The organism is Microbacterium sp. (assembly GCF_036277215.1).
Taxonomy (GTDB): domain Bacteria; phylum Actinomycetota; class Actinomycetes; order Actinomycetales; family Microbacteriaceae; genus Microbacterium.
This window is the reverse complement of the sequence record NZ_DASUNI010000034.1, coordinates 1-12,486: the sequence shown is the minus strand read 5'-3', so window position 1 is coordinate 12,486 and position 12,486 is coordinate 1. Positions and strand designations below refer to the sequence as shown.

The following is a 12,486-nucleotide window of genomic DNA, read 5'->3' as shown; positions in this document are numbered from 1 at the left end:
AGAGCCGCGGGCCAGTGCGCGTCCTCCGGTGTGATCAGCGAGATCCCGGAACGCCGGGCGACCTCGAGAGCGTCCTGAACGGCGCTCCGCTTCAGCCGGGGACGCCATCGGGCCAGGCCCTCCCTCCATTCCAGGGGCGTGATGCCGGCCGCCTCCAGCACGCCCGGATCGCTCGCGGCAGTGACGACGTGGCCGAGCGCCGCTTCGGGTCCGACCGTGCTCACGATCCGTCCCGCGACGCCGTCGCCCGGCTCGATGAGGCAGCTCCAGGTGTGCACCGCGTACAGCCGTCGGGCGCGCTCGTCATCCAGTTCTCCGCGCACCAGAGAAGCGAGCGCGGCTCGCGCCTCGCGCGGTGGGGGCGGTGTCATGTCGTGATGCCCTTCTTCATGAACAGCGCGCGGCCGATGTCGTGCACCGTGGGGCTCGCGCGACCGGCCAGATCGCCGAGCGTCCAGGCGACGCGCAGCACGCGGTCGTACCCCCGCAACGTCAGCGACCCCCTGTGCAGTGCCGCATCGATGGGTCGCCGGACCACCGGTGCGAGTGCAAGCGGTCCCTCGCGCAGCCAGGGGCCGGAGACGCGGGCGTTGATGCGCCAGGGAGTGTCACGCAGCCGATGTGCCGCGCGCGCCCGGGCTTCCGCGACGCGAGAGGCAGCGGCATCCGTCGTCACCGTGTCGCCTGCGGGGTCGGTCGCGTGAGCGACCGAGACCCGAGCGAGTCCGAGCTCGATGTCGACGCGGTCCAGCAGGGGCCCCGACAGCTTTCCCAGGTACCGCCGGATCGCCATCGGCGGGCAGACGCAGCTTGCGCCGCGCACGCCGTAGTTCCCGCACGGGCACGGGTTGGTGGCGAGGATCAGCTGGAAGGAGGCGGGGAAGGATGCCGCGGTCCCCGCGCGATGGATCGTGATCGCACCCTTTTCGAGCGGTTGGCGCAGTGCGTCGAGCACGCTCGGCGGGAACTCCCCCACCTCGTCGAGGAAGAGTACGCCGTGCGTGGCGCGCGCGATCGCTCCCGGCCGGAGGATGCGGGACCCGCCTCCGACGAGCGCGGCGATGCTCGCACTGTGGTGCGGCGCCTCCAGCGGCGGCCTTCGGGCGAGCGAGCTGACCGAGTCGCCGCAGAGGGACCGGATCGCCGCGACCTCCAGTGCCGCGGCGTCGTCCAGGGCGGGGAGGATTCCCGGGAGGCGGTTCGCCAACATCGTCTTGCCGGCACCCGGCGGACCGCTCATCAGCATGTGGTGACCGCCCGCGGCGGCGGCGATCAGAGCCTCGACGGCCTCCCGCTGACCGATCACGTCCGCCAGGTCAGCATCGCCGGGCTCCTCCCGGATCGATGCCGGAGCGGGAACCGGACGGAGCGTGCACTCCTCGACGTCCGCGCCGTGCCACCGTGCGACGTCGGCGAGCGACACCGCACCCACGACTTCGATGCCCTCGACCAGGGAGGCCTCGGGCGCGTTCGCGTGCGGGACGATCACCCTGCGTCTGCCCGCGCGGGCCGCTGCCATCACCGCTGGGAGGACGCCCGGCACGGGACGGAGCCGACCGTCCAGTCCGAGTTCGCCGATGTGCACCGTCTGCGCGATGGAGCCGGCATCCATTCGTCCGTGGGTCGCCAGCGAGGCAATCGCGATCGCGACGTCGAATCCGGAGCCATGTTTGGGAACGCTGGCAGGCGACAGGTTCACGGTGAGCCGGCGACGGGGCAGGGCGAGGCCGCAGTTCGCGCTCGCGTTGTGCACGCGCTGCACCGCCTCGCCCAGCGCCTTGTCGGGCAGGCCGATGATGCGGAACTCCGGCGTCTGGTTCGACAGGTCCGCTTCGACCTCGACCAGGTCGCCCTTCAGGCCGGTCAGCGCGATCGCCCACGTGCGCGCGGTCGTCACCGCAGATCCTCGAGATGCTCGAGTACGGCGGTCTCGGGATCCGGCCCGGTCAGTGCGACCGCGTCCAGACGGAGCCGTCGGCCCTGCGCCTCATCGGGATGCGCCGCGATCCACGCGATCGCCAGGCGCCACAGGCGGCTCTGCTTTCGATGGTCTACCGCCTCGAACGGGTGGCCGAAGCCGTCCCCCCGCCGGGTCTTGACCTCGACGACGACGAGCTCGCCCGCGCGGGCCACGACGAGGTCGAGCTCGCCGTCGCGGATGCGCCAGTTGCGGTCGAGGATGACGTATCCGCTCGCCTCAAGGTACCGCGCGGCTCGGTCTTCGCCTGCGCGGCCGAGCACATCCTTCGCTGCCATGAAGGCATCGTTCCCCGCGGCGCGAACCGGAAAGACGCCTACCGGGCGTCCCGAGAACAAGTGCCTGCGAGAGCCGCTTGGGGAGGAGTCGAGTGACAGGGCTCGATGCGCCGCCTGCCCGGCGCTCGTCCTGGAGTCGCGCCGCCTCGACGCGGGCTTCGCTCGCATTGACCCGGCGCGACTCTAGGATGGAAACACCATGGATGACGAAGTCTTCGAAGACTATGACCGCGAACTGGAGCTGGCCCTCTACCGCGAGTACCGCGACGTCGTCTCGCAGTTCCAGTACGTGATCGAAACCGAGCGCAGGTTCTACCTCGCAAACGAGGTCAACGTGGTGCGCCGCGACACCGAGCACGACTTCTACTTCGAGATCTCGATGACCGACGTCTGGGTGTGGGACATCTACCGCGCCGATCGTTTCGTCAAATCCGTGCGTGTCCTGACGTTCAAGGACGTCAATGTCGAAGAGCTGTCGCGACGCGACTTCCACCTGCCCGAAGAGCTCTCGCTCGACTCCTGAGCTCATCGACGTCTGAGCGCCGGGCCGGTCGCTTCAGAACAGTGTCGGCGAGCCCATGAAGGACCACGACGCGCGGTGATGCCGACTGATGCCGTGCTCGAGGATCGCGTCGCGATGATCGGGGCTCGCATAGCCCTTGTTGCTGGCCCAGTTGTACGCCGGCAGCTCGTCGTGCAGCTCGGTCATGAGGGCGTCCCGCGCGACCTTGGCGATGACGGATGCCGCCGCGGCGCTCGCACAGTCGCGATCGGCCTTGATCACGGGCCGGATCGTCAACCCGGTGGCGCCCGCCGGAGTGATGTAGTCGTAGTTCCCGTCCAGGACGAGGATGGCGTCCTCGGGGACGACGCCGTGCGCGCGAAGGTCCGCCAGAGCGCGGATCGTGGCGAGGCCCAGCGCGCGCATGATGCCGATCTCGTCGATCTCGACCGAGCTGGCCCAGCCCACCGCGCTGGCGGAGACCCAGGATGCCGCGCGGGCGGCGACTTCCGCGCGGCGATGCTCCGGCACCAGCTTGGAATCGCGCAGCCCCTGCGGGACCCGCTTGCGCGAGCGCGGTGCGTCGATCATCACGGCGCCGACCGCCACGGGTCCGGCCAGCGCGCCCCTGCCCACCTCGTCGCACGCGATCAGGATCGCGTGCTCGCGCAGCAGCCGCCGCTCGAGCGTCAGACGGGGCTCGGCCGGGCTCATTTCGCAGCCGGCTCCTCGACGGGCTCGTCGGAGGGTTCGGGAACGCCCGCGAACACCTCATGGTGGAAGTCCAGCAGCCCGAAGCGGTCGAAGGGCCACGTCGTGAGGAAGGCGCGGCCGACGACGTTGTCCTTGGGCACGAATCCCTTGCCCGGCTGGTCCTGGTTGTAGCGGGAGTCCTTGGACGAGTAGCGGTTGTCGCCGAGCACCCACAGGCTGTTCTCGGGGACGACCACATCGAAATCATCGGCGGATGCGGGGCTCTCCGGCGTGGGCAGCTTGAGGTAGTCGGTCTCGTCGATCGCCACGCCGTTGACGGTGATCTGACCGATGTCGTTGCAGCAGACGACGGTGTCGCCCGGCAGCCCGATCACCCTCTTCACGAGGTGGTCATCGCTGTCGGGCGCCGAAAGCCCTACGAGCGAGAGCGCCCAGTCCAAGCCCTCCACGAGGAACGAGCGCTCCGGGTCGGTGCGCACGGGCAGCCACCCACCGGGGTCGCGGAACACGACGATGTCCCCGCGCTCGTAGCTGTTGAACCGCGGGGTGATCTCATCGACGAGGATGCGGTCGTTGACCATCAGAGTGGATTCCATCGATCCCGACGGGATGTAGAACGACCGGACCAGGAACGACTTCACGAGAAACGACACGAGCACCGCGACGAGGACGATGATCAGCACGTCGCGCAGGAAGGTGAGCCATCCGCGCCGTCGATCCCTCGTCCCGTTGAGCGCGGCGCGCGAGGTCGGAGTCGGCTCTGCGGCAGCCGTCTGCTCGGTCGTCATGTGGGTCCTTCTTCGGGCGTGCCGCAGGTCGGCGGGCCGCTGCATCAAGGGTCGCATACTCCATGCTTCGAATACGCCGAAACCTGCGACGGAATCCGATCATCGGAGCAACGACGAACGCCCCGAGCCGAAGCCCGGGGCGTTGCGTAGACGGAGACGTCAGTTGTCGCGCTTCTCCTTGATCTTGGCCTTCGTGCCACGAAGGTTGCGCAGGTAGTAGAGCTTCGCGCGGCGGACGTCGCCACGGGTCACGACCTCGATGTGGTCGATCACCGGGCTGTGCACCGGGAAGGTGCGCTCCACGCCGACCTGGAAGCTGATCTTGCGGACCGTGAAGGTCTCGCGCACGCCGTCTCCGGATCGCCCGATGACGACACCCTGGAAGACCTGGATACGAGAGCGGTTGCCCTCGGTGATGTTGACGTGCACCTTGACGGTGTCGCCGGCGCCGAAGGCGGGGATGTCGGAGCGGAGCGAAGCCGCGTCGACGGAGTCGAGGATCTGCATGATCATTGCTCTCTGCGGCCGCCACAGGTCGACCGCGGTACTAGGAGGAAAAGAAGTGTGCGTCGGAGGCTGTCGACGGAGTCTGACGGCCGGCTCCCCTGAGGCAGAGCCTTTCATGACACAAGGATCCATTCTGCCATGGATGCCTCGGCCCGCCAAAACGGCTCAGACGGTGGGCGGCTTCTCCGTGATGACGATGACGTCCCGCTCGGACGGCGCGTGCCGGGGCGTCCGAGCCGGGAGATAGCCGATGCCCTCCGTGGTCCGCAACAGGATGTTCGACGGCTTCGCCTCACGCCACAGCTGGGCGAGCTCGAGCCAGAAGAGGCCGAGCCCCGCGATCACGGTGAGGACCATCACCGGCAGCCACCACGCCTGATCGAAGAACCCCAGCGCGATGGTCAGGCAGTGCCAGACGGTGAAGCCCAGCACGTCCCACCAGGACACCGCCCGCTCCGCGCGGACGGTTCCACGCGCCCGGACGAGCAGCGTGAGCACGAGCTGTCCGATGAACACCGACGGGATCGCGATGAACAGGACCCACAGGAATGCCCAGCCGCCAGCGTTGAAGATCCCCCAGCCGACGAGCAGCCACAGCGGAAGCAGGAACGCGGCCGGGATCAACCAGCCGTAGAAGGCGCGACGTACCCACATGGCTCGATGCTACGCCGGTCCCCCTCCCTTCGGACGGTGCCGGCGGGCACTGCGAAGCATCCTCCCAGCCACGGCATCCGACAGAATGGTTCCGACGGAAGGAACCCGATGATCGAGCTGCGCACGCCCGCCGAGATCGAGGCGATGCGGCCCGCGGGCCGGTTCGTGGCCGAGGTGCTGGCCACCCTGCGCGACGAGACCAAGGTGGGGACCAACCTGCTGGCCATCGACCGTCGCGCGCACGATCTGATCCGGCGGGCCGGCGCCGAGTCGTGCTACATCGACTACCACCCGTCCTTCGGCGCACGCCCCTTCGGCAAGGTCATCTGCACATCGGTGAACGATGCGGTGCTGCACGGTCTCCCCTTCGACTACTCGCTGCAGGACGGCGACCTCGTGTCGCTCGATTTCGCGGTGGCCGTGGACGGGTGGGTCGCCGACTCCGCCATCTCGTTCGTCGTCGGCACGGCGCGCGATGAGGACCTCGCGATCATCGACACGACCGAACGGGCGCTGGATGCCGCCATCGCAGCAGCTGTCGTGGGTCAGCGGATCGGGGACATCTCGCACGCGATCGCAGAGGTCGCGCACGCCGACGGGTACGACATCAACACCGACTTCGGCGGTCACGGCGTCGGGCGGATCATGCACGGCGACCCGCACGTGCCGAACGACGGCAAGGCCGGGCGCGGCTATCCGCTGCGCGCGGGCCTGGTGGTGGCGCTCGAGCCGTGGTTCCTGGAGACGACTGATGAGTTGATCACCGACCCGGACGGATGGACGCTGCGAAGCGCCGACGGGTCGCGCGGCGCACACTCCGAGCACACCGTCGCGATCACCGCGGAGGGTCCGATCGTGCTGACGGATCGGTCGTGGCTCGGCGTCAGCTGATCGCGAGGAAGAAGCTCAGCACCGCGAGGACGACGGTGACGGGCACCATCACGTAGCGCTCGGGTCTGCTGCGCGAGATCGCGTTCAGGAGGATTCCCAGCGCGAAGTATGCGAAGACGACCCACATCGCCACGACCGAGAACCGCTCGGGGAACACGTCGATCGCACCGACGCGATCCCACGCGATGAGTGCGATGAGCGCGTAGATCAGGATCGCGACGACACTCCCGACACGCAGGCGAGTCGGAAGCACCCGATGCTGGCCGCCCCACGCGAACCGGCCGATCGGGGCGCCGAGGGCGAGCGCCAGCTGGAAGATCGCCAGGGCGGCGAGCAGGACAGTGAGGGCGAGGGCGAGGAGCACGCACGAAGCGTAGCGGTCCGCGCAACCTCACAAGTGACCCGCATCGCCCGTGAGATCGGTGAGACGCAGAGTTCACACGGGGAACGACGCCGTGAAATGCGGCATCCGTAGCTTCGGACTCACGAGCTCCACCTCGCTGCGACCTCCGGGAGATCACGATGACCGAAGCGACCCTCACCGATCCGGGTGCGAACGCTGCGCACGACACGGCTCTCGAGTCTCCGCCCGCGGCCTCGTCCACCGGCCTCGTCCACCGCCGCGGGCGCTGGATCGACGGATGGGATCCCGAGGATCTGTCCCAATGGGAAGGCGCCGGCAAGGCGATCGCGAAGCGCAACCTGGTCTGGTCGATCTTCGCCGAGTTCCTCGGATTCGTGGTCTGGCAGCTGTGGAGCATCGTCGCCGTGCTCCTGCCGACGGCCGGCTTCAACCTGGACAGCAGCCAGATCTTCTGGCTCATCTCGATCCCGAGCCTCGTCGGCGCGACGCTGCGCATCCCGTACTCCTTCCTGGTGCCGATCTTCGGCGGCCGGAACTGGACGATCATCTCCGCGGGCCTGCTGCTGATCCCCGCCATCGCGATGGCGATCTGCGTGGGCAACCCGCAGACGCCGTTCCCGGTGCTGCTTCTGGTCGCGGCACTCGCCGGCTTCGGCGGTGGCAACTTCGCCAGCTCGATGTCCAACATCACCTACTTCTACCCGCAGCGCGAGAAGGGCTGGGCGCTGGGCCTCAACGCCGCCGGTGGCAATCTCGGCGCCTCGGTCGCGCAGTTCGTCGTCCCGATCGTCGTGACGATCGGCGCCGGAGTCGCGGTCAACCTGCCTCTGGCCGGATGGATCTGGGTTCCGCTCATCCTGGCGGCGATGATCGGCGCCGCGCTGCGGATGAACAACCTGTCTTCGGCCAAGGCCGACTTCTCCGGATCGGCCGCCGCGCTTCGCGAGCCGCACCTGTGGATCCTCGCGCTCCTCTACATCGGCACGTTCGGCTCCTTCATCGGCTTCGCGAGCGTGTTCCCGAAGCTCATCGCCGACCAGTTCCCGGCGTTCTCGAGCATCGCGGTGGGAACGGCAGCCGTTTCGCTGGCGTTCCTCGGCGCCCTCGTCGGCTCCCTCGCCCGTCCCCTCGGCGGCCGACTGGCCGACCGCTTCGGCGGGGCGCGCGTGACGATCGGAGTCTTCGCAGCCATGGCGATCATGACGCTCGCGGTCATGATGGTGATCCCGACGGGTCAGTTCTGGCTCTTCCTCGGTTGCTTCCTGCTGCTGTTCGCGGCGGCGGGCGCAGGAAACGGCTCGACCTACCGGATGGTCCCGGTCGTGTTCGCCCTGCGCGGCAACGGCGACGCGGCCACGGGCGGGGACGTGTCATCCAAGCGCAAGGCCGCGGCCGCGCTGGGCCTGATCTCGGCGATCGGCGCTTACGGCGGCTTCCTGATCCCGCAGGCCCTGAACCTGTCGAAGCTCGGCACCGGCAGCTACACCGGAGCGTTCTTCGTCTTCGTCCTCGCGTACGTCGGGCTGCTCGTCCTCACGGCGCTCGTGTACGGCCGCAAGCGCAGCGACGGATTCCGGATCTGACACCCATGACCGACACGACCGCCGCGGTCGCCACCGCTACGCACTGCCCCTATTGCGCGCTCCAGTGCGCGATGACGCTGACGCGGGCGGAGGGAGCTTCGGCGGGCGCTGCGGTGGTCGTCGCGGGGCGCGACTTCCCCACCAACCGTGGCGGACTGTGCAAGAAGGGGTGGACCTCGGCGGAACTCCTGCGGGCGCCCGGCCGGCTGACCGCTCCGCTGGTCCGCGGAGACGACGGGGAGCTCCACGAGACCGGGTGGGATGCGGTGCTCGATCTCATCGCCGAGCGCGTTGTCGCCATCCGCGCCGAGCACGGTGCCGATGCCGTGGCCGTCTTCGGCGGCGGCGGGCTCACCAACGAGAAGGCCTACCAGCTGGGCAAGTTCGCACGCCTGGCCCTCGGCACGAGCCGCATCGATTACAACGGCCGATTCTGCATGTCGTCGGCGGCCGCCGCCGGCAACCGGGCGTTCGGCATCGATCGCGGCCTCCCGTTCCCGTTGGCCGACCTGGATGCGGCGTCGACGGTGCTGCTTCTCGGAACCAACGTGGCCGCGACGATGCCCCCGTTCATCGGCCACCTCACCGGTGCTCAGGATGCCGGTGGCCTGATCGTCGTCGATCCGCGCCGGACTGCAACCGCGCGGCTCACCGACGAGGGCCGCGGCATCCACCTGCAGCCGACCCCCGGCACGGACCTCGCCCTGCTCCTCGGTCTGACGCACATCGTGCTCGCTGAAGGGCTGGCCGATGCCGCCTACCTCGCCGACCGCACCGTCGGCTCCGATTCCCTGCGCCGCAGCGTCGCGGGCTGGTGGCCCGAGCGTGTCGCATCGGTCACCGGCGTGCCGGCGCCCACGCTGCGCACGGTCGCCCGCCGACTCGCCGCAGGCACCGGCGTCTACATCCTCACCGGCCGGGGCGTCGAGCAGCACGTCGACGGCACCGACACGGCGACTGCGGCCATCAACCTGGCGCTCGCGCTCGGGCTGCCCGGACGCCGCGACTCGGGTTACGGCACGCTGACGGGGCAGGGCAACGGCCAAGGCGGTCGCGAGCACGGCCAGAAGTGCGATCAGCTGCCCGGCTATCGAAAGATCACCGATCCGGCGGCGCGTGCGCACGTCGCGGCGGTCTGGGGCGTCGACCCGTCGATCATCCCCGGCCCCGGCATCCCGGCCGTCGAGCTGCTGCAGTCCCTCGGCACGCCGGGTGGACCGCGGGCGCTGCTCGTCCACGGTTCCAACGTGGTGGTGTCCGCACCGAACGCATCCGTCGTAAGAGCCGGGCTCGAGCGACTCGACCTCCTCGTGGTGTCGGACTTCTTCCTCTCCGAGACGGCCGCGCTCGCCGATGTCGTCCTCCCCGTCCCTCAGTGGGCCGAGGAGGAGGGGACGATGACCAACCTCGAAGGTCGCGTCCTGCGTCGCCGCCGCGCACTGACACCGCCCGAGGGCGTACGGGACGAGCTGTGGATCCTGGCAGAGCTCGCCCGCCGGCTCGACGCGCCCGGGACCTACGCAGTCGACGCGCGCGAGGTGTTCGGCGAACTGCGCCGCGCTTCGGCCGGCGGGATCGCGGACTACTCCGGCATCGACGACTCCCTGTTGGATGCCGGTGCCCCGGTGCACTGGCCGTGCCCTGTCGGCTCGCTCGGCACACCGCGCCTGTTCGCCGACTCGTTCGGCCATCCGGACGGTCGCGCCCGCATCGTCGCCGTCTCCCCCGCGAACCACGACGAGCGCATTCCCGCGCAGGGAGAGCTGACCCTCATCACCGGCCGACTGCTCGAGCACTATCAGAGCGGCGCGCAGACGCGGCGGGTTCCCGAACTGGCCCAAGCCCAGCCGGAGGTGCGGGCGACACTTCACCCCGCCGCCGCCGATCGCTATGGCATCGCCGAGGGTGACCGGGTGGAGCTCTCCAACGGTCGCGGCGTGATCCGCGCCACCGCGCTGATCTCCCGCGACGTGCGGCCCGGCGACGTCTTCGTGCCCTTCCATTTCGCCGGTGACGGCACCGCGAACCTGCTCACCTCCGACGCGGTCGACCCGGTGTCGGCCATGCCCGAGTTCAAGACCGGCGCCGTCAGCGTGCGCCGGATCGAGGAGGCGATCGTCGCATGACTCCGACCCCCGCGCCGGTGCGCGTACTCGTCGTCGGCTACGGACCGGTCGGCGCGCGCTTCGCCGAGAACCTTCTTCCCGCCGTGCGCGACGGGCGAGTCGTGCTGACCGTCGTCGGTGCGGAGCGAAGCGACGCCTACAACCGCGTGCTGGTCGCCGAATACGCCGTGGGCGCGATGCCGCGCGAGTCGCTCACGATCGCCGATCGCGACGGCGTCGAGGCGGCGGGCGCACGCATCCTGACCGGAGTCGCCGTGAGCGAGATAGACCGCGAGGGACGTGTCGCGCTGCTGAGCGATGGCGAACGCATCGAATACGACCGGATCGTGCTCGCGACCGGCTCCAGAGCCAACGTCCCGACGCTGGACGGCGTACCCCGCACTCCAGGGCACCGCCGCGCCGCGGGACGCGACGACGTCCTTCCGCGCGGGGTGACCACCCTGCGCGACATCGAGGACGCGGACCGCATCCGCTCCGCTGTGGCCGCAGGCGAGCGGATCGTGGTGCTCGGCGCCGGCGTGCTCGGCCTCGAGTTCGCCCTCGCCGCGGCGCAGGCGGGCGCGTCCGTGGCCGTCGTCCACCACGGTCCTCACCCGATGCCACGCAACCTCGACCGGGGCGCCGGTTCGGTGCTGCGCCGGTCAGTCCACCGGACGGGTGTGTCGATCTTCGCGCACAGCCGCGCCGAGACCGTGCTGTTCCACACCGACGACGACGGACAGCCCCGGTTCGACCGCCTGCTGACCGCTGACGGCAAGGACATCGCCGGAGACCTCCTGGTGCTCTCGTGCGGCGTATCACCGCGCGACGAGCTCGCCGAGCGAGCCGGGCTCCACGCGTCGTTCGGCGTCGTGGTCGACGCGAGCCTACGGAGCTTCACCGACCCTTCCGTCTTCGCCATCGGCGACTGCGCGCACATCGCCGATCCTGCGGTGGTCGAGGCGGGCGGCCGCTTGACCGGAGCGCCGAGCGGCCTCGTCGGCCCGGGCTGGCGCCAGGCCGACTGGCTCGCCGCTCGCTTCCTGGACGGCCTCGAGGACCCCGGGCCCGCCCTGCCCGCCGAGCGCGAGCCGCTGGTCATGCTGAAGGCCGAGCACGTCGACGTCGTGGCCGCCGGCGACGTCTCGGCCGATCCCTGGGACGACGATGCGCAGGGCAGGCACGTCGCGCAGTGGGCGGACCCCGAGCACGGCCGGTACGCGAAGATGGTCTCCGCCGACGGCATCCTCACCGGATTCGTGTGCGTCGGGATGCCGCGCACCGCCGCCGAGCTGACCCTCCTCTACGAGCGCGGCGACGAGCTGCCCGCCGACCGTTCGCTCCTGCTGCGCTTCGACGGTCCGGACTTCGACCCGACCGCCGCTGCAGCGGCGCTCTCCCCCGCCGCGACCGTGTGCTGGTGCAACGGGGTCAGCGTGGGGCAGATCGACGATTCCATCACCGCCGGCAACGTCACAGTCGAGTGCGTCGGGCGCGACACCCGCGCCGGCACGGGCTGCGGCGGGTGTCGGACGCGCATCACCGACATGCTTGCGCGCCACGCCGTGGAGCCCGTGTGAGATCTCACAATCGCATCGACCGCGCGGTGAGAGAAACGTTGCGTCGCGGAAATCACCGCAGCAGGGCCGCGGAAACCTCTCCCGCATAGCGTCGACAGCAGTTCCCCCCGCACCGGCTCGGCCCCTCACGCACCACCCGCATCACCTGCGCACACCGCCCGCGACGACAGGAGATCCCGTGCCTCGCACCTCGAAACGAACGGATGCCGCGGCATCCGTCGCCACGGCGAAACAGAACGCACACGCGCCCGCAACACGCGCCGGATACGTTGCGGACATGCTCGAGCAGCCGGGGCACGACCGCCACGTCGTCGTCGTGGGCGCCGGGATGGTCGCACACCGCTTCGTGGAGAGCCTGCGCAGCAGGGACACCGACGGCCTGTGGCGCATCACGGTCATCGGGGAGGAGGACCGCCACCCGTACGACCGCGTCGGCCTGACGTCGTACTTCGCCGGAGCGAGCGCGGAAGACCTCACCCTGCAGCGCTCGATCCTCGACGAAGACGACCGGGTGCGGTTCGTGCGGGGCGACGCGGTCGCCC

At 69.9% G+C, this 12,486-nt stretch carries 12 protein-coding genes and 2 pseudogenes; 6 read left to right on the top strand and 8 right to left on the bottom strand.

The genetic code is table 11. The annotated features are described in order from the left end of the window. The 3 genes and pseudogenes from VFX99_RS01675 to VFX99_RS01665 all read right to left on the bottom strand — a co-directional run. Positions 1 to 371, bottom strand: a pseudogene (locus tag VFX99_RS01675) (DNA-protecting protein DprA); the annotation flags it as partial. Further along, complete coding sequence (locus VFX99_RS01670) at positions 368 to 1,897, bottom strand: YifB family Mg chelatase-like AAA ATPase (protein ID WP_329664585.1); 1,530 nt, start codon at positions 1,895 to 1,897, stop codon at positions 368 to 370. The gene VFX99_RS01670 and the pseudogene VFX99_RS01675, both read right to left, overlap by 4 nt. Beyond that, positions 1,894 to 2,256: a YraN family protein gene (locus tag VFX99_RS01665; RefSeq protein WP_329664584.1), complete on the bottom strand. Its 363-nt coding sequence runs from the start codon at positions 2,254 to 2,256 to the stop codon at positions 1,894 to 1,896. Before VFX99_RS01665 ends, VFX99_RS01670 begins: the two co-directional genes overlap by 4 nt. A gap of 199 nt (positions 2,257 to 2,455) precedes the next feature. Here VFX99_RS01665 and VFX99_RS01660 point away from each other — a divergent pair, with 199 nt between their 5' ends. Then, positions 2,456 to 2,779 (top strand): DUF2469 family protein, encoded by a 324-nt coding sequence (locus VFX99_RS01660; RefSeq protein ID WP_179432955.1) that lies wholly within the window; start codon positions 2,456 to 2,458, stop codon positions 2,777 to 2,779. Between the two features lie 33 nt (positions 2,780 to 2,812). Here VFX99_RS01660 and VFX99_RS01655 read toward each other — a convergent pair whose 3' ends face one another. From VFX99_RS01655 to VFX99_RS01640, 4 genes are all read right to left on the bottom strand, one after another. Then, positions 2,813 to 3,472 carry a ribonuclease HII gene (locus tag VFX99_RS01655; protein ID WP_329664583.1) on the bottom strand — a complete coding sequence of 220 codons (660 nt, stop codon included), beginning with the start codon at positions 3,470 to 3,472 and terminating at the stop codon, positions 2,813 to 2,815. Beyond that, positions 3,469 to 4,260 (bottom strand): signal peptidase I, encoded by a 792-nt coding sequence (gene lepB, locus VFX99_RS01650; protein ID WP_329664582.1) that lies wholly within the window; start codon positions 4,258 to 4,260, stop codon positions 3,469 to 3,471. Before lepB ends, VFX99_RS01655 begins: the two co-directional genes overlap by 4 nt. 159 nt (positions 4,261 to 4,419) lie before the next feature. After that, positions 4,420 to 4,767: a 50S ribosomal protein L19 gene (rplS, locus tag VFX99_RS01645; RefSeq protein WP_329664581.1), complete on the bottom strand. Its 348-nt coding sequence runs from the start codon at positions 4,765 to 4,767 to the stop codon at positions 4,420 to 4,422. A 165-nt stretch (positions 4,768 to 4,932) separates the two neighbouring features. Further along, positions 4,933 to 5,421: an MFS transporter permease gene (locus VFX99_RS01640; RefSeq protein ID WP_329664580.1), complete on the bottom strand. Its 489-nt coding sequence runs from the start codon at positions 5,419 to 5,421 to the stop codon at positions 4,933 to 4,935. Positions 5,422 to 5,529: 108 nt separating this feature from the next. Between VFX99_RS01640 and map the strand changes: the two genes are divergently transcribed. Then, complete coding sequence (gene map, locus VFX99_RS01635) at positions 5,530 to 6,312, top strand: type I methionyl aminopeptidase (RefSeq protein ID WP_329664579.1); 783 nt, start codon at positions 5,530 to 5,532, stop codon at positions 6,310 to 6,312. On the opposite strand, the gene VFX99_RS01630 is transcribed toward map, so the two are convergent. After that, positions 6,305 to 6,676, bottom strand: coding sequence for a hypothetical protein (locus VFX99_RS01630; protein ID WP_329664578.1), 372 nt, complete (start codon positions 6,674 to 6,676; stop codon positions 6,305 to 6,307). The genes map and VFX99_RS01630 overlap by 8 nt on opposite strands. 158 nt (positions 6,677 to 6,834) lie before the next feature. Between VFX99_RS01630 and VFX99_RS01625 the strand changes: the two genes are divergently transcribed. The 4 genes and pseudogenes from VFX99_RS01625 to VFX99_RS01610 all read left to right on the top strand — a co-directional run. After that, positions 6,835 to 8,259: an MFS transporter gene (locus tag VFX99_RS01625; RefSeq protein WP_329664577.1), complete on the top strand. Its 1,425-nt coding sequence runs from the start codon at positions 6,835 to 6,837 to the stop codon at positions 8,257 to 8,259. Between the two features lie 5 nt (positions 8,260 to 8,264). After that, a complete protein-coding gene (locus VFX99_RS01620; RefSeq protein WP_329664576.1) occupies positions 8,265 to 10,385 on the top strand; it encodes a molybdopterin oxidoreductase family protein in 2,121 nt (706 codons plus the stop codon). Then, a complete protein-coding gene (locus VFX99_RS01615) occupies positions 10,382 to 11,944 on the top strand; it encodes an FAD-dependent oxidoreductase (RefSeq protein WP_329664575.1) in 1,563 nt (520 codons plus the stop codon). The genes VFX99_RS01620 and VFX99_RS01615 overlap by 4 nt, the downstream gene beginning before the upstream one ends. A 178-nt stretch (positions 11,945 to 12,122) precedes the next feature. Continuing rightward, positions 12,123 to 12,486: pseudogene (locus VFX99_RS01610) on the top strand (hypothetical protein); the annotation flags it as partial.

Bases quoted from the DNA above. Each gene is read 5' to 3' on its own strand.
- VFX99_RS01640 (WP_329664580.1), bottom strand. From the start codon at position 5,421: ATGTGGGTACGTCGCGCCTTCTACGGCTGGTTGATCCCGGCCGCGTTC.
- lepB (WP_329664582.1), bottom strand. From the start codon at position 4,260: ATGACGACCGAGCAGACGGCTGCCGCAGAGCCGACTCCGACCTCGCGC.
- VFX99_RS01620 (WP_329664576.1), top strand. From the start codon at position 8,265: ATGACCGACACGACCGCCGCGGTCGCCACCGCTACGCACTGCCCCTAT.
- map (WP_329664579.1), top strand. From the start codon at position 5,530: ATGATCGAGCTGCGCACGCCCGCCGAGATCGAGGCGATGCGGCCCGCG.
- rplS (WP_329664581.1), bottom strand. From the start codon at position 4,767: ATGCAGATCCTCGACTCCGTCGACGCGGCTTCGCTCCGCTCCGACATC.
- VFX99_RS01660 (WP_179432955.1), top strand. From the start codon at position 2,456: ATGGATGACGAAGTCTTCGAAGACTATGACCGCGAACTGGAGCTGGCC.
- VFX99_RS01665 (WP_329664584.1), bottom strand. From the start codon at position 2,256: ATGGCAGCGAAGGATGTGCTCGGCCGCGCAGGCGAAGACCGAGCCGCG.
- VFX99_RS01625 (WP_329664577.1), top strand. From the start codon at position 6,835: ATGACCGAAGCGACCCTCACCGATCCGGGTGCGAACGCTGCGCACGAC.
- VFX99_RS01655 (WP_329664583.1), bottom strand. From the start codon at position 3,472: ATGAGCCCGGCCGAGCCCCGTCTGACGCTCGAGCGGCGGCTGCTGCGC.
- VFX99_RS01615 (WP_329664575.1), top strand. From the start codon at position 10,382: ATGACTCCGACCCCCGCGCCGGTGCGCGTACTCGTCGTCGGCTACGGA.